At 43.8% G+C, this 17,662-nt stretch carries 11 protein-coding genes, 1 pseudogene and 1 other annotated feature (1 of these 13 only partly in view); of the genes and pseudogenes, 2 read left to right on the plus strand and 10 right to left on the minus strand.

Annotated features, from left to right (window positions below; translation table 11 throughout):
- Positions 1-69: 69 nt before the first annotated feature.
- From IGI73_RS08825 to IGI73_RS08845, 5 genes are all read right to left on the minus strand, one after another.
- A complete protein-coding gene (locus tag IGI73_RS08825) occupies positions 70-1,644 on the minus strand; it encodes an MFS transporter (RefSeq protein ID WP_142973270.1) in 1,575 nt (524 codons plus the stop codon).
- Positions 1,641-4,202, minus strand: coding sequence for a family 78 glycoside hydrolase catalytic domain (locus IGI73_RS08830; RefSeq protein WP_428207217.1), 2,562 nt, complete (start codon positions 4,200-4,202; stop codon positions 1,641-1,643). The genes IGI73_RS08825 and IGI73_RS08830 overlap by 4 nt, the downstream gene beginning before the upstream one ends.
- A gap of 10 nt (positions 4,203-4,212) precedes the next feature.
- Entirely contained in the window at positions 4,213-6,597 is a 2,385-nt protein-coding gene (locus IGI73_RS08835; RefSeq protein WP_428207216.1) for a glycoside hydrolase family 2 TIM barrel-domain containing protein, read from the minus strand.
- 193 nt (positions 6,598-6,790) lie between these two features.
- Complete coding sequence (locus tag IGI73_RS08840) at positions 6,791-7,801, minus strand: glycosyltransferase family 2 protein (RefSeq protein WP_144809155.1); 1,011 nt, start codon at positions 7,799-7,801, stop codon at positions 6,791-6,793.
- Between the two features lie 91 nt (positions 7,802-7,892).
- Positions 7,893-10,325, minus strand: coding sequence for a glycoside hydrolase family 3 C-terminal domain-containing protein (locus tag IGI73_RS08845; RefSeq protein ID WP_428207215.1), 2,433 nt, complete (start codon positions 10,323-10,325; stop codon positions 7,893-7,895).
- Between the two features lie 234 nt (positions 10,326-10,559).
- Here IGI73_RS08845 and glf point away from each other — a divergent pair.
- A pseudogene (gene glf / locus IGI73_RS08850) lies at positions 10,560-11,688 on the plus strand (UDP-galactopyranose mutase).
- Between the two features lie 135 nt (positions 11,689-11,823).
- Here the strand turns inward: glf and IGI73_RS08855 are convergent.
- The 3 genes from IGI73_RS08855 to IGI73_RS08865 all read right to left on the minus strand — a co-directional run bounded on the left by IGI73_RS08855 (position 11,824) and on the right by IGI73_RS08865 (position 13,985).
- Positions 11,824-12,591 carry an inositol monophosphatase family protein gene (locus IGI73_RS08855; protein ID WP_142974091.1) on the minus strand — a complete coding sequence of 256 codons (768 nt, stop codon included), beginning with the start codon at positions 12,589-12,591 and terminating at the stop codon, positions 11,824-11,826.
- 8 nt (positions 12,592-12,599) lie between these two features.
- Positions 12,600-12,872, minus strand: coding sequence for a UPF0223 family protein (locus tag IGI73_RS08860; RefSeq protein WP_008381425.1), 273 nt, complete (start codon positions 12,870-12,872; stop codon positions 12,600-12,602).
- A 207-nt stretch (positions 12,873-13,079) separates the two neighbouring features.
- Complete coding sequence (locus IGI73_RS08865) at positions 13,080-13,985, minus strand: hypothetical protein (RefSeq protein ID WP_087627612.1); 906 nt, start codon at positions 13,983-13,985, stop codon at positions 13,080-13,082.
- A 188-nt stretch (positions 13,986-14,173) separates the two neighbouring features.
- Between IGI73_RS08865 and IGI73_RS08870 the strand changes: the two genes are divergently transcribed.
- Positions 14,174-14,698 carry a type 1 glutamine amidotransferase domain-containing protein gene (locus IGI73_RS08870; RefSeq protein ID WP_005230058.1) on the plus strand — a complete coding sequence of 175 codons (525 nt, stop codon included), beginning with the start codon at positions 14,174-14,176 and terminating at the stop codon, positions 14,696-14,698.
- Positions 14,699-14,770: 72 nt separating this feature from the next.
- Here IGI73_RS08870 and IGI73_RS08875 read toward each other — a convergent pair whose 3' ends face one another.
- Both IGI73_RS08875 and IGI73_RS08880 read right to left on the minus strand, forming a co-directional pair.
- Positions 14,771-15,970 (minus strand): MFS transporter, encoded by a 1,200-nt coding sequence (locus tag IGI73_RS08875; protein ID WP_428207214.1) that lies wholly within the window; start codon positions 15,968-15,970, stop codon positions 14,771-14,773.
- A 162-nt stretch (positions 15,971-16,132) separates the two neighbouring features.
- Positions 16,133-17,404 carry an O-acetylhomoserine aminocarboxypropyltransferase/cysteine synthase family protein gene (locus IGI73_RS08880; RefSeq protein ID WP_438759187.1) on the minus strand — a complete coding sequence of 424 codons (1,272 nt, stop codon included), beginning with the start codon at positions 17,402-17,404 and terminating at the stop codon, positions 16,133-16,135.
- Between the two features lie 50 nt (positions 17,405-17,454).
- Positions 17,455-17,662, minus strand: a binding site (T-box leader) (it continues 46 nt past the right edge of the window).

Raw genomic sequence — 17,662 nt, forward strand, 5'->3', positions numbered from 1 at the left:
CTTTTTTTCAACTCTTGTTTTCCCACTGGATACGTTTCTTGAATGGTATTTTCTTATCTACTCCCTCCTTTAGGTTTTCATCGCTTCTTGCGATTGTTTTGCCCGTTGTTCTTCTAAAATCAATCGTTCTTGGGGATCGATCCATTCTCCGCCAGATTGGAGAACCTTTTCCTTCTGACTAGCTAAGATCAGCGCCTGATCTTCTTTCGTGTGCTTTTCTACGGTTAGAAAAAGGAGCAAGATCGCGATACCCGCATAACAAATCAGCTCAAACCCTAAAAATGCCCAAACAAGAACGGACGAAACTTGTGCGTTTTGGGTGATAGCAGTCGGGTCATAGCCGCTGAGCGTCAGCAAACTGTTGACTAAGGCATTCCCAACCCCTGTCAGACCTACCATGATCGAACCGTAAACAGACATCGTAAACCCATCGCTACGAAAGCCATTTTTGGCTTCTAAGTGATCCAGCACATCTGAAAGTAGCGCTAGTGTCACAAACATCGCAGGCACAGCACCGATCCCTTTTAAAACTAAACCGATGGCAACCGTTGTGAAATCATGGACATCGATAAAACTGATCAGGCCACCTACCACAGCAAAAACGATCCCTAGCAAAACGGAATTGCGTTTACCCAGTTTGTTTGCCAGCGGCCATGCCACCAACATCCCAATTGCGGTCGGTAAACCAGCGATCAAACCTAGTGAGCCCATTGCGACACCGGCAGAGGCTTCGTCGACCACGGAACTAAACATCCAGCGAGCGTAATACCCCATCGATCCGTTTTTTACGAGCCCACCGAACTGGAACAAGAAGAAATAAGAGATGATCAACCACCAATACTTATCCGAAATACAGGCGGAGAACTGCTTTTTTAAAGAAATCTTCTCTTCTTTGATCGCTAGTTTGGCGTTTTCTTCAGTGATTCGTTCTCGGGTAAAGTAATACTCTAAGAAAATGGCTAGAAACGTCGTGACACATAAAAAGATCATCATCACGCGCCAGTTGTTATAGCTAGCTGCTCGATCGATCACACCCTCCGTCGAAACGAAAAGATAGCTTTGTAACAAGATCGGCACTAAGATACTTCCGCCTAACCCGACAGCCGCTACACCCGAGGCATTAGAAAATGTCGCTAATTTGCCGCGCTGATTACTATCTCGTGTGGATAAGGCGACCATGGAACTATGTGCTGTGTAAAAGAATGGATAGGCTACGGCGTAATAAAAATTATAGGAAAACGCCAGCCAGATCATCTGTAACGTCGGGGATGCGTTCGTTGGTGTAATGAATAGAAATACGATCGCTATCACCAATAACGGTGCAGAAATCAACATATACGGTCGAGCTTTTCCCTGGCTGGTTCGCGTATTATCGATCAATCGACCAACGAATAAGTTACCCAAAATGACAAAGACCACTGAGATTAATGGTAATAAGGCTGAAAAATGCCCGAACTGATTTGTATCTGTCCAACCAATCACATCTGAATAATAACGGTTCAAATAGGCACCGAAGATCGCATTGGAAAGCAATGCCAAAAAAGGCCCAATAAAATATCCTAGAAAAACTTCTTTCTTTTCGACTTTTGCGGTGGTGATTTTGGTCTTGAAGGCGGGCGCTTCAAAGAGTGTTTTGACTTTCATGCGCTGCTTCCTCCTATTGCTTCTGAAAAATGATACTGTCCGTTGGTCAACTGATGGCGCTGACCACTAGGCATTTGTAAATAAGCGGTCGTCCCGATAGGTACCTGCACTTCAATCGAAAAGTAACCATCAGCGATCTGCCAATTGCTGATAATTTCGCCATAACTACACCTTACTTTCGTCTTGGCAAAGGTTAGATCACCACCAATGATCGGTCGCACAGTGAACGCTTGATAGCCGCCTTTGATCGGTTCGATCCCGGCGATCCGCCGATAGAAGAAGTCACCGACTGCCCCGCTGGCATAATGATTGAAGGAAACCATTCCATTGGTTCCATCATCGGCACCCGTATTACTAGTACCGTCTTCTCTCAAGGCATCCCAGCGTTCCCAAATCGTTGTGCCGCCAGCTTTTACTTGAAAAAGCCAAGATGGGCAGGTATCTGTTAAAAGCATTCGATAGGCTTCTTCTACATACCCATTATCTGCCAATGCAAACAAAATATACGGGGTACCAGGAAAACCGGTGCCGATATGATATTCGTTTTCTCGTACCAAACGTGCCAGGTTGGCTGCCGCTTTTTTCGCATCTGTCTCTGAAAGCATTTGGTAATACAGCGGTAAGACGTACGCCGTTTGAAATTCTTTTTTCACACGGGCATCTTTGTCCATCAGTAATTGGCGATAAGCAGTGGATGTTTCATGAAAAATTTTCTGATAGTACGTGCTATCTTCAGAATAGCCCAAGATCGTTGCAATCTGTGCTAAAAGATTGCTGGTGTTGGCAAGGCTAGCCGTGCCTGTCCATTTGCCCCGCAGCATCCACGTCCAAAGTTTGCCTTCAGGGGCGACCCAATCGCCATAATGATGCAGCAAACGCCAAATTCGTCGGTGCTTGCCAAAGGAAAACAGTTGTGCCCAAAACAGACACGCTTTGTGGTATTTCTTCATCGCATGGTATGTGGTGCGCAGGATTTCTGGATCACCACTACTTAAGTACTCCGCCCATGGAACCAAAATCACGGCATCTCCCCAGTGATCAACGGCCATTGGGATCATGATCTCCCATTGAAAAGGCACGACCACCAGCGGTACGGTTACTGGAATTCCGCCACTTTTTCTTTGTTCTGAACGGACATCTTGAAGCCACTTCTCATAAAAACGACGCATATCAAAGTTAGTAGAAGCCGTTCGAGCAAACAAAGCAATATCCCCGGTCCAGCCCATTCGTTCATCCCGTTGGGGGCAATCGGTGGGAATATCGACAAAATTAGATTTTGCTCCCCACAAAATGTTGCTTTGCAGCTGATTCAACTGAGGATTAGAACAAGTAAAAGAGCCGGTTTCCCTTACGTCAGAATACAAAGCGATTCCTTCAATGGTGATTGCTTCTGGATCGATTCCTTCGACACTCAGATAGCGAAAGCCCATGTAGGTCAACCGTGGCTGATAGACTTGCTTTCCCTCCTTGCAGGTGTAAATAATTGCTTGCTTCGCAGTCCTGAGCGGTTCGGTAAACAGTTCGCCATCCATCAAAATTTCAGCATGTCTGATCGTTAGTTTCTGACCTTCATTTCCTTGAATGGTCAGCTTGACAATACCGGCAAAATTTTGCCCCATGTCATAGAGCCATTTTCCACTCGGTGATCGTGTAATTGACGTTGGCTCAAAAACCTCATGCTCTCGCACAGGTACACCAATTTGGGCAATGATCCGCGGCTTGATTTTGACTGTTTCAAGGGAAGCTGGTTGCCACGAGCGTTGCGTTTCATGGAACCGTGCATCGTAAATTTCGCCGTTGTAAAATTCCGCCTCTTTTAACGGACCCTCCATTGCTGTTTGCCAGTTTGTATCAGTAACGATCTTCTCAAAAGACCCATCACTGTATTCAATGTGAACCTCCGCTAAAAAGGCTTGTCTTTTGGCATAGACGCGGTTGCGTCGTGCGTAGGTAAACGCACCAGAAGCCCATCCTCCTGCCACGACAACTTCCATTTCGTTGCTCTTTGCCAACTGTTTTGTGATGTCATACGTTTGATACTGCAACTGATGTTTATAAGAGGTGAAACCTGGAGCAAAATAGTCGTGACCAATTTTTTCTCCATTAAGGGTCATCTCATAGATCCCTAACGCTGTGGCATAAATCCGTGCCTTGACAACTGACTTTTCACAGGAAAAGGTATGTTTGAAGTACATCGGTTTTGGCGATGCTTTCTTCTCCGTAAAACGATAACTTCCATTGGTGATCCATGATGCTGAAAATGAACCGTCCATCTTCCCCGTCTCAAAATCGCAACTGGCTGCTGCTTGATTTCCTTGATCATCTTCTACTGTCAAATGGACGGTATAGGTGGCGAAAGGCTCCAATGGCGGACCATCGTAATAATGATGGTTCCCACTGGTCGCATCACACGTCCATTCCCCCAGCGTTAAGACTGCTTTTTTGATCGTTGTATTTTGTCTTTGACTGGCAACGGTATAGGAAAAACAAGGATTGGACTTATCAGTGACGCATTCTTTTTCTAAATCTTCAACAGTAAAACGCGTAATCTCTAGCATACATCCTCCTTTATTTCGTGTCATTGCTTTTTTTCACTACTTCGTTTATCTGAATGGCTGTACGCTCAGACCTACTTCCGTCAGCTGCCATCAGTTCGATTTCGTTTGCTTCAGGATCAGCTTGCACGATCGCTAGTGCTTCGCCATAATAGGTTTTCGTTTTCGAACCAGTATAGCCTTCTGGGTTGTAAGGACAAGCATGACCTAACCCTAATAGCTTACCGCCTTTGACAGAAACCGCGACTTCATGGTTTTCCATCGGCTTTAAAATGCCGTTGCGATCGGTATACCGCAAACGAATAAAGGCCAGCCCTCGAGGAGAAACAGTACTACTTTCAGGTTCAAGCGTTAACTGAGTTTCTTTTTGTGCGGTCACTAAAGAACTACGGCCAATTTCTTGCTCATTTTCGTCATAAGCAACAACGGTCAATGTGCCACTTTGATAAGTGGTCTTGACGACGGTTCGACAATCATTTTTCATTTTTTTCTTAACGACAAGCTGATCATTCAAATAAAGAGCGATTTGAGCCGCTCGAGCATAGACTTCGACTTCGGCTTTCTGACCTTCGCAGCCCGGCCAAGTCCAAGAAGGCATCGCATCCGTCAATTTCCATGCGGATGGTGAATGTTTGCCTTTTTGATAAACAGGCTTCACCGCTAAAAGGGGCGTTGTGGTTTTTTCGAATGCCACTTTTGTGTAAAGGGTTTCGCCACCTGCTGCACCAGTGATATCCAAGCGACCGCTTCCAGCGGTCAACCAACCAGCTGGACTGGCATTTTTAGGATAGGCATCTTCATAAACCCACGAACCAATACCGGCTTCACCGATATAGTCCATGCCTGCCCACACGAAATCTCCAATAATTCGAGGGTGTTTTTTTGCCAGTTCCAAGAAATAAAAAGCATCCTTACAGAAAGTTTCTGTCCCTAAAATCAGCCGCTTCGGATATTTTTTCAAGTCTTTTTTATAGCGTAAAATGCCGTAATTGTAGCCGGCTATGTCCATATTGGCAAATGATTCATAGGTCGTACGGTCACTTCCTCTGAGGGTTGCCCCCAACTTCATGGTCTTATCGCCCAACAAACCAGCCAGCTTATTATAAAACTCACTTCCGACAGCTTTTTTCTTTTCTTTTTGGGCTTTTTCATCAGTATAGACCCCAAAGCCTAGTGAGCTTAGATAATTGAAAAAGATGTTGACACCACATGTTACCGGTCGCGTTGGGTCCAACCCATGCAAATGTTCCGTTAACTCTTTCGTCAGCTCGATTCCCCGTGGCTCGGCTGTTTCCGAGACTTCATTCCCCGTCGAATAGAGGATCACGCTAGGATGATTAAAATCTTTGTCCACCATATCAGCAAGATCCTGACGCCACCAATCACTAAAATCATTGGCATAATCGTAACGGGTTTTATGGGTGTACCACATATCGACATATTCATCCATGACCAGCATTCCCAACTCGTCACAAGCATCAAGTAGTGCTTTTGAGCAAGGATTATGAGCTGAACGAATCGCATTATAGCCAGCTTCTTGCAAGAGTTTGACTTTTCGTCTTTCGGCATCTGGAAAAGCAGCGGCGCCTAACAAACCGTTGTCATGATGTATACAGGCACCTTTTAAAATGCGACGAACCCCATTAATCAAAAGCCCCGCTTCCGAATCCCATGTCAGCGTTCGTAAGCCGAATCGAGTTTGATACTGACTGCCTTCATACTCAATTTGACACTGGTATAAGTTCGGCTCTTCTGGTGACCATGCCTTTGCATTGGGCAGCGGTAGGTTGATCTGTGCTGATCCGTCGATCGAGACATTTGACCTTGCGATCACTTCCTCCCCATCGATAATCGAGACCAGCGCTTCGCCTTTACTGTTGGATTTTAAAGTCAATGAAATGACTGGTGGTTTTGTTGATACAGTAGTGATTTTTATGCCATTTAGCAAAAGATGCTTTTTCGGTAAAACGAGTAGATTGACGGGACGGTAAATCCCTGTGCCCGTATACCAGCGACTATTTGGCTGATCGGAATTTCGAGCAATGACCTCTATAGTATTTTCCGATCCAAAATGCAAAAACGCATCCGCTTCGACATAAAAGTTGGTGTATCCGTATGGACGAAAACCAGCCTTTTTTCCATTGATGATCACTTCGGCGTTGCGATAGACTCCTTCAAATTCAAAAACGACTTTTTTATCTTGGTAGTCCACAGGCACGAAAAATGTTTTCTTATAGAGGTAATCAAGTCCTTCATACCAGCCGATGTTGGCAGCGCCTAAACTCGATTCGCTTCGTGACTCTTCGCGCATTGCATCATGTGGGATGGAAACAGGTTTCTGATTGTTTGTGCCTAAAACACCACAGACCCAACCTTCATTAAAATTTATGATCTCCAAAAGAATCCCTCTTTCTTCCTCAATTCTTTACGAAACCAATTATAGCGTGCACAACAAGCGAAAAAACGCTTTCTCACGAATGGTCGACTTTTTTGCACGAACGGTTATGATTCTAAAAAGAAAAAGGACAAACCTCATTTATCCGTAAGGTTTGTCCATAGTATTGAAACGATCTCATCTAATATAAGTTGCATCAATTAAAGCCATAAAATTTTTGAGCAAGGTGGTAAAAGCCTAAGGAAGCTTTTCGCCCGATGGCTCCTGGAAAATGGACGCCGTGTCCTAAGAGACCGAACCGTAAACGAAAATACAACAGCTGATCTCGAGAGCGAATCAACTTCCAAAGATCCTTTTTCTTTAGCAAACTTTCTTTCGACCCTTCTTTGATCAACAAAATCGTTGAAACAGTTGTGATTGCTTCTAAATATCGTCGCATATAACGAGTGACTTCTTTGCCAGCTTGATCCAGTGAAAGATAGTAATCGATCATTGTCCGATTGACTTTCAATTGCTGGTCGATACGACTGATCATCACTTTTTCATTGACGGACTGATCCGATCGACCAATATAATAGCGATAAAAATCGACATTTAAGTAGACCATTTTTTTGACGTACGGCAATGGTTCATAGACATACAGATTATCTACATAAAAGGTATGTTTGGGCAACTGTAGGTTTGCTTTTTCTAATACGCTTTTGCGATAGATCACTGAGTGCATCAATAGGTACTTACTGAACGGAAAACGCACGTCCGCCCAGCCGAATGGTTCATTTTCTGGCAAGAAGCGCTGATAATGGATGCAACGCTTGTTTTTCTTCCACTGGGTTTCATAGACGTAATTACTGATAACCATATCGATCGAATTTGCCTGTGAATCGCTTGTCAAAAAGGTCAAAATTTGTCGATACGCCTCTTCATCTACCCAATCGTCGCTATCTACGATTTTGATGAAGGTGCCACTAGCAACTTCTAAGCCCGTATTGATCGCTTGACCATGTCCGCCGTTTTCTTGATGGACTGCTTTGATTTGCTTTGGGTAAGAACGCTGATAGCGTTCAGCGATCGCTCCGGTTTGATCATGGGACCCGTCATTTACAATAATGATCTCAACGGTTTCCCCTCCTACTAATAATGAATCAATACAGCGTTCCATATAATCTTGCGAATTATAGCATGGAACAATTATACTTAAAGTTTTCACGCTTGATCCCTTCCCCACATTTAACTTTTTTGCTTCTTTCCCCAAAGTGTTGCAGCAGATTTATTTTTGTCTTTTGAAAAACATGAAACCATCAGTGAAGCTGCGATAGTTGTTTCTTATACTTTCTTTGTAGCTTTTTGTTGCGGATAAATGCCCGACAAAGCCCGAAGCTTCCTTTGAAGAAGTGCCCGTTGCATATTATCAACAATTGGTCGATCATTGCCATGCTGACCATCCCATTGGTCATTTTGGCGATGCCACGAAACGGCATGTTCCAAATGAATAATAAGTTTAGATCCAATTTTCCTTTTTTTTCGTTGCGCTTCCTCATGGTATTCAAGACAAGAAAAACCAAACGACCTAGAGGACTTTTTGCCTGCTGCAACTCTGCAATAGTACTGTTTTTGGCTAATGGCTGATCGCTTGATTCTTGCGGTAATGGTTGGTTCAAAAACTGTACAAAATCATGTAGCGTTGCTTGTTCGATCCGCTCAGGATAAATAGCTTGTTCGTTCACCGTTCTTGGTCGTAAAGTGGCGGCTTTCTGATCGATCAAAAGCGTGCCTTGAAGTTGACTCTCTTCACAATTCCCACCAATAAATAGGGTATATTCTCCTGCCTCAACTGCCCAGCAATTTTGTTGGCTGTCATAAACACGAAAGGTCTCATCATCAAAAGGCAATGTGACCGTGCGTTTTTCACCACTGGCTAAGGCTACTTTTTTGAATCCTTTTAATTCTTTTTTCGGTCGCATCAGTTGACTTTCTTTCAAACCAACATACAATTGGACTACTTCTTCACCATCTCTGTCTCCAACATTTTCAATTGTAAATTTTACCTGATTTTCTTCAATGATTAAACCACTATAAGCAAATTCCGTATAACTTAGACCGTAGCCAAACGGAAACAAAATTGGTTTTTTAAACGTGTCATAATAGCGATAGCCGACAAACAGTCGCTCTTTGTAATAGGCAAAGCGGCTTGTTGCTGGGAATTCTTGACCGAACAAAACATCGTCATAGGAATATGGATAACTTTCTGCTAGTTTTCCGCTCGGATTATATCGACCGAAGATCACATCCAGCATCGCAGAAGCGCCTGCTTGTCCACCTAAGTAGCCATGAAGCACACCATCAGCTTTATCCAGCCAGGGCATTTCAACAACCCCTCCCGCAGATAAAACAACAATTACTTTTGCAGTCGTCTGACAAAGTTTTTCAATCAACTGATTTTGATTTGCGGGCATCGCCAACGTCTCACGATCGATCCCTTCACTTTCATAGCTCTCATCAAGTCCGGCAAAGACCAGCACAACCTCACAGTCATCTGCTAAAGAAACAGCTTCTTCGATCAATGCTGCTTGTTTTGTTGCTGTTTTACTACTACTTTTTCGGACATAGCCTTGTGCATAACCTGCCATTTCAGGAGTATAATCGCCAATCTTTTCTAAAATCGACTCGACTTGTTTCGCATTTACCATCGAAGACCCCGCACCTTGGTACCGAGGTGTTTGAGCAAAATCGCCAATAATTCCGACCTTTTGCTTAGGATTTAAAGGCAAGCAGTTGTCATCATTTTTAAGCAGAACCACGCTGCTTCTAGCTGCTTCTCTTGCGACTGTATGATGGTGTGCCCAATCGATCGCATCTGTTCCAGATTGCTTCTTCGTCTCTGAGAAGACCGCTGCTAGTTCAGCAACCCGTACATCAAGCTCCGACTCAGCCAAACGATTCCTTTCAATTGCTTCAATAATTTCTTGTGCGCCAGCGATCCCTTGCCCTGGCATCGCCAAATGACAGCCATTTCTGACCCCTTCAACATGGTCATTATCACCGCCCCAGTCGGAGACAACAAAGCCAGCAAATCCCCATTCATCTCGGAGAATCTCTTGTAATAAGCGTTTGTTTTCATTGGCGTAAATGCCATTGATCATATTATAGGCGCTCATGATACTTTTAGGTTTTCCTTCAGTGACGGCGATTTCAAAATTTGTTAAATACATTTCTCGTAATGTCCGCTCATCAACGATGGAATCCGATGCCATTCGTCTCGTTTCTTGACTATTGACAGCAAAATGCTTCGGGCAGGCAATCGTCCCGTTTTCTTGAATACCTCTGATATTTGCAGCCGCCATTTTCCCTGCCAAATAAGGGTCCTCACTGAAATACTCAAAATTGCGCCCGCCTTTAGGATTTCGCTTGATGTTCAGACCTGGACCCAAAACGACATCAACCTCTAACGCTTTTGCTTCTGATCCAATACATTCACCAACCTTCGCAGCAAGTTCACAGTCCCAGCTGTTTGCAATTGTTGCCGCCGGCGGAAAACAAGTTGCTGGAACGCTTTCATTCAGTCCCAGGTGATCTGCTTCTCCCATTTGTTTACGAATACCGTGCGGACCATCTGCCATAAAAATCGATGGACAGATCGCTGGTAGCTCATGTGTCTCCCAAGTATTTTTTCCTGAAACAAACAATGCCTTTTGTAAACGTGTTAATTCTGCGATTTTTTCTTGGCTATTCATCTAAACCCAACTTTCTGCTATGTATAAATCATACGTCTATAAATCTACTAGCAGTAGTTTATCATGGAAACGCCAAGCAATGAGCGCCCTTTCATGAACGGTCGCTTTTTGCTCATGAATAACCAGCCAATTATAAAGATTCTTTGACTCTTTTAGAAAACGCTTGCTTTGATCGGTGGCAGCCTTTATCTTAGAATTTGTATATCTTAAACAAAAGCTGAGAGGAGCGAACACATGAAGACTGGCAACTACCAGTACTTGATCGTTGGTGCGGGCTTATTCGGGTCGATCTTTGCCCATGAAGCAGCCAGAAAAGGGCATCGTTGTCTGGTGATCGATAAGCGTGACCACATCGGAGGCAACTTATATACTTATCAAGAAGACGGCATCACCGTTCATCAATACGGCGCCCATATTTTCCATACGGATAGTAAACATATTTGGGCATACATGCATCGCTTTGCTGACTTCATTCCTTTTACCAATCAAGTCTTAGCGAACTATCAAGATCAATTTTATAATTTGCCTTTTAATATGAACACCTTTTATCAACTCTGGGGGGTACGAACACCGACAGAGGCACAAGCGATGATCGCTCAACAGATTGAAAGTGCTGGAGTGAAAGGAAAGCCTAAAAATCTTGAAGAACAGGCGATCCAATTAGTGGGAACCGATATTTATCGTAAGCTGATTGCCGGCTATACTCAGAAGCAATGGGGAAAGCCCCCTCGTGAGCTGCCGAGCTTTATCATTCGTCGACTGCCGATTCGTTTCACCTATGATAACAATTATTTCAATCATCGGTTTCAAGGGATTCCCGAAGGCGGCTATACGCCGATTTTTCAGAAATTATTAGATGATGATCGGATCGATGTTTGTTTGAAAACGGACTTTGAAGCTGAAAAAAGCAGCCTATTTAGCACGTTTTCCTAAAATAATCTATACAGGACCGATCGATGCCTTTTTCGACCAAAGATACGGTCCTCTAGAATATCGTTCGTTACGTTTTGAAACAACCAAACATCCATCACCAAACCTTCAAGGAAATCCCGTAATCAATTACACGGATGAACGGATTCCCTATACGCGCAGCATGGAATGGAAACACTTCGATAAGCAAGGTGATCCTGGCACATCCATTCTGACCAAGGAATATCCAGCGCCATTCACGACGGATGCTGAGCCCTACTATCCAATCAATGACGAAAAAAATAACCAGCTGTATAAAAAATACAAACAGCTGGCAGCGAAACAGTCGCAAGTCTTATTCGGGGGACGTCTCGGCTCCTATCGGTATTTAGATATGGATCAAATCGTCAGTGAAGCATTAAAGCTGGTACAAAAAGAACTTACTGCGAACTAAAAAGGCTGGGCTACCGTTTTCGCTACTTAAGGACAGCGTTGACTCCCACCAGGTCCAACGAGTGGGAAACGGAGTTTCCAGCCTTTTTTTCTATGCGTATCAGTTCATCGATTATCAGATAGTACGCAAGCTTTCTTATTGATTGACGATCGCCAATAATTCTTCAAAAGCTTTCGGTGTACCGCCTACGAACAATTCCCGTCCATTCAAGGATAGCGGATCTCCTTTGATGTTTGCCATCTTTAATCCAAGGGTTTCTAACAAAACGCCCCCTGGCGCATAATCCCATGGCGCAAGATGAGAAAGATAGCCTGCTCTTTGTCCTTTAGCGAGGGCAATCAGCTCTACCCCAGCACACCCAGTCATACGAATGCCTAATGCTTTGTCACTGACCTCGGTTTCGTGGTGGCGGTTATGGATCAACATAGGCGAATTCAAGCCAACGAGACCTTCGGATAAGGCAATATCTTTCGGCGGTTCGATCTTCTCGCCATTGTTATAGACACCAATCTCTGGACCACCCCATAAGAATTCATCTTTCATAACATTATAGACAAAGCCAAAGCGCCCTTTGCCCTCTTCGTAAATCGCGATCATGATACAAAAGTTTTCTTTTTCTAACACGAAATTCATCGTTCCATCGATCGGATCAATAATGAAGACCCGCCCACTCATGTCGGCAAGTGTGTCCAGTCCGTTTTCTTCACCTAAAATTTTGGCATCCGGATCATAGGATTGGATCTTACCAATCAGAAAATCTTGCGTGGCTTTATCCAATTCTGTCACTAAGTCTTTCCGTCCTGATTTTGTCTCGACCACTAAGTCTTCTTTATTTAAATTGTCTTTGATCGTTTCACCTGCAGCGATCATCCACTGGCGAACTTCATTAACGATTTCATGCATTCGTTGATCTACCCTTTCATTTTTAGTTTTCCCTCAGTCTTTTTCGCTGCCTGCACAGCATGGTACAGCGAATAGCCTGATAGTTCTTCAAATTCTCTGCCTAAACGGCGTTCCTCGCCAATGCTAGGAACGACTTTCTTAAAGGCTTGATACGCCTCAAGAAACGTGCTACTAGGAAGGCCTTTTTCATAGGCTTGTTCTAATCGTTCCCACATCTTCATGACGACGACCATTTCATCTGTCGACCAATCTAAGTCAAGAGGATATTGATAATCCCGCATATTACCACTCCTATTCATCTTATTCAGTGTACCACAAAATTAAAAATAGGTCAGAGCCTCCGCTGCAAAAAAGGTACATCCTAGCAATGAATGTACCTCTTGTATACAAACTATTGAGATTTTTAGAAGCTGAAACCCATGAATCTCAAATAAGAAGGAAATTCCTTTGTTCTTTCAACGAGATTGCTTATTAGAAAATGACCGATTTCAAAAAGGTTCGTCTAGAAAAGCCTGCAAAAACAAAAAATTTTTAATGATAGTAATTGATTTCCACCACTGTTTACTTATGAAAAACTCTGGGTAATCCGTTCCCCATTGCCATGGAATGACAAATGATCCATCTTCTTGTTGGTATTTTAAAATTTCTTGGGCTTCTTTTTTACATAATTCTTCACTAAAGATCCCAAGCAGCTGCTCTCTTGTAAAGAAAAAATTTGAAGGTTTGCTGACATAAGACGTGAACCACTCTTCTGGCTCGTTTGAGACAGTATGGCGAATTTGCTGGAATAAGATCTCGCGAAAGCGTTCATTTGCTAAAACAGGCTGATACTGGATTTCTTCACAGTCTTGTAATAATTCTAGATAGACGACTAATGTGTGCATTTCACTGGTTGGCTCCTTAAGGAAACTTGCAACTGCTGTTTCGACGATTTCTTGTGCTTTTTGATAGAGGGTAGCTTCCCCTGTTTTTAAGATCATACCAGCTAGACTTACTGTTGGGTTGTCTGCTGGCACGCCTACAGGACTCTCCCACCAAATCGCATGCGGATAGGATACCGTTGACGGCACTTGGTTGAACCATTTCCCTTCAGAAAACTCTTTTCCACTAGCTAAATACCTTAAAATCCCTTGGACTTGTGGATTTGTCGAATGAAGGCATTCAAGCTCTCTTAAAATTCGACATGCCTCCCACACTGCAATCGGTGTACTGTTGGGATTCCAATGATCAGGTTCCAAACCATGCCCATACCCACCATCTTCATTTTGGTAGAATTGTAACGCCTGTAATACAGCCTCGCGAGATCCATTTTCAAAATGATACTGCCAACGAGCAAGGTCTAAAGGGCGCGCGTTTTTGTAAATAAATTTTCGAGCATTTTCGAATGCTTCCACATCTTCGCCTCCTTTGGCTTTCTTTCATTATCTCTTACTTTCCTAATGATTACAACGCTTACATCACTACCATTTCTCTGAATGACCATTCTCAAAATAGCTTCTTGGCATTTTTTAAGAAGCATACTTTTGGTGTTTCTCTTTGCATGATGTTACAGTAAGAATAACAAGAAAAAGGAGGAATTCTCTTGCGTTTAGAAAACAAAAAAATCATTGCCTTAGTCGACAATGATTTCGAAGATTTAGAACTGTGGTACCCGGTCCATCGGTTACGGGAAGAAGGCGCGCAAGTCGATTTAGTCGGTGAAGAAGCGCATAAAACGTATATTGGCAAATACGGTGTACCCGCAGAATCAGCCTATGCTTTTTCTGATATTCATGCCGATGACTACGATGCCATCTTAGTTCCAGGTGGTTGGGCGCCTGATAAATTACGACGTTTCCCAGAGGTCATCTCTTTCGTGCAAACGATGGACAAAGACGAAAAAGTCATTGGTCAAATCTGTCATGCAGGCTGGGTCTTGATTTCTGCGAATATCCTGCAAGGCAAGACGGTCACCAGTACACCAGGCATCAAAGATGATATGACAAATGCTGGAGCCACATGGGTGGATACACCTGTTGTTACGGATGGACATATCGTTTCCAGCCGCCGTCCTCCAGATCTACCAGACTATATGCGGGAATTTATCGCTGTATTAGAAAAGAAATAGTACCCGTTGATCAGATTCAAAAGAGTTGCGACCGAAGCAAATACGGCCGCAACTCTTTTTTCTACCTATCGATCATTCGCTTACGATCGCTAGTTTCTTGTTACTTTTAGGGATTTTTTTCACACCGATAAAGGTCAATGCAGCACCAAGAACGGCAAACCCAGTCCCGATCAAAAGCATTTCCCAAACACCGAAGCTTTGGATCAGCATCCCGCCCAAAAGATTACCGATCACGCCACCGATCGTGGTAGCAATGATAATAATCGTTTGTCCAAAAACCCGATCTTCATCTGCCAAACTATGGTTGAACAAATAAGCCGAAGCTGGAATAAACAAAGCAAAACTAACCCCTTGCATCAAATGGCTCAATTCCATCAAGATGATGGAGCTGATCAACAGCATGAGCACCCCACGAATGGCAAAGGCAACACTGGAAAACAACAGCCAAAAACGGCTAGACCGTATCCTCACTAACTGTTCAAAGAAAATCATGCCAGGCAATTCGCATAACGCCGCAACCATCAGGGCGATGCCAACTTCCTTACTGCCACCGCCAATATCGGCAAAAATTTGTGCCAAAAAGCTGTTGATCATCGTGTGGAAGCTGAAAAGAAAGCTAAACCCGACAAAGAGAAAGAGTAAAAAAGGATATTTTTTCAAAAAGGCACCTGAATGACTTTGTTCTGTATGCATCACGGGCATTTCTGGCTTCTTGATCGCTGGCAGCAAAAGCAAAATAATGAGAAACAAAACGGCCTGCCCGATAGCGATCATTGGCAAAAGGGCTGCCGAAAACTCCTCCAAGAGCTGCCCCAGTAAAAAGGAGGTCCCCGCAAATCCTAGTGACCCACCCGCACGCGAAAAGCCAAAATTGATTTTGTTGCCGCTATTCGTGTATTCGAACGCCAAGGCGTTGAGAAAGGACTGCATGGAAACGAGCAAAATCCCTCCTAAGACATAGGTCAGTATTGATAATGCAGGGAAAATCACACCTGCTAAGAGCACCGCGACCACGCCGATTGTCATCGTTTTCAAGACAACGATCAGCGGTACTTTACTTTTTTTGATAATGATTTGACTGATGAAGGGCTGCAAAATCGTAGACGCAATATTGACTAAGGCTAAAATACCGCCAATTTTTGCTGGATCGACCTTGAAATAAATCAAAAAAAGGGTCGCAAAGCCATAGATTGAGCAAAACATCATCCAATAAAGAAATTGCAAACTTGTGTAGTAAAACCGAATCCTCTTGTCACTTGCATGATTACGCATACATCCCCCACCTTATCCATATTCCTTAGCAACTAAATATAGCATAGAACCGATGGATTTACTATCCTTCTAACAACAGAAACCGCAGTTTTATTTGAAACACTAACCGACAACAAAAAAGCGCAGCATAGTATCCTGCGCTTTTCCTACTGCTTCAACTATTTAGAGCTGTTGGAAGGCTTGCGTGAGATCTTCCAATAGATCGTTGATGTTTTCCAATCCAATGGATAGGCGAATCGTCTCTGGACGAATTTTGGCTGCTGCAAGTTCTTCTACGCTAAGCTGGGAATGGGTCGTCGAAGCTGGATGGATGATCAAGGACTTTGCATCCCCGACATTTGCCAGCAAAGAGAAGAGCTTGGTTGCGCCACAAAAGGTTTTGCTTGCTTCTGCTCCACCCTTTAATCCAAAGGAAAAGACGGAACTGGTCCCTTTGGGGAAATACTCCTGCGCCCGTTCAAAATAGGGGCTGTCCGGCAGTGTTGGGAAATGAACCCAAGAGACTTCCGAGTGCTTGGCTAAAAATTCAGCAACTTGTTGCGCATTTTCTACATGACGTTCCATCCGCAACGAAAGCGTCTCGATGCCTAACAGCAACACCCATGAATTGAAGGGAGAAATCGCAGCGCCTGTATCCCGTAAAAGAATCGTTCGTGCTCGAGTGATATAGGCAGCGTTACCAGCGGCTTCTACCCATGAGATTCCATGGTAGCTATGATCGGGATCGACCAGCTTGGGAAATTTGCCATTTGTCCAATCAAAGTTGCCGCTATCGATAATGGCCCCTCCCAAAGCAGCACCGTGACCACCGAGGTATTTTGTCGTGGAATAAACGACGATGTCCGCCCCATGCTCAAATCCTCGAAACAGATAGGGAGTCGCAAAGGTATTGTCAATGATGAGGGGAATCCCTGCTTCATGAGCGATCGCTGCAATCTTTTTAAAGTCGGCAATATCAATATCTGGATTGCCTAAAGACTCTAGAAAAACTGCTTTAGTATTTTCTTGGATGGCTGCTTTTAGTGCTGCCAGATCTTCACTATCAATAAAGCTTGTAGTGATGCCAAAATCTGGCAACGTATGAGCGAATAAATTATAGGTCCCCCCATAAATTGAAGCAGCAGAAACGATATGATCTCCTGCTTGTGCAAGATTTAAAATCGAATAGGTGATCGCTGCTGAGCCAGAAGCCGTTGCTAACGCACCGACACCGCCTTCTAAGAGGGCTAATCGTTCTTCTAGAACAGCCGTTGTCGGATTGGTAATACGGGTATAGATATTGCCATTATCACTAAGACTAAATCTCGCTGCCGCTTGATCTGCGTCCTCAAACACATACGATGTGGTTTGATAAATGGGTACGGCGCGACTCCCTGTGGTAGGATCTGGTGTTTGTCCTCCGTGTAATTGAATCGTCTCAAATCTTTCTGTCATACTATTCCTCCTTAATAATACAAATAAAAAAGCCCTCTGATATCGAGATATCAAAGGACGTGTTTACGTGTTACCACCTTTATTCAAGCAGACTTTCCAGCATGCTTCTCAGCAAGTACGCGACAAATAAACGTCGTTATACTCTGACGCGATAGCGGGCGCACCCGGATCTCCTTATCTTTCGTACAAGTTCAGAAGATCACCTCTGAGGCCATTTTCGATTGATTCTACAAGTTCTTCTTGCACCCTACGAAGACT

The sequence above is a fragment of the Enterococcus sp. DIV0755f genome, from assembly GCF_051713725.1.
Lineage (GTDB): Bacteria > Bacillota > Bacilli > Lactobacillales > Enterococcaceae > Enterococcus_D > Enterococcus_D casseliflavus.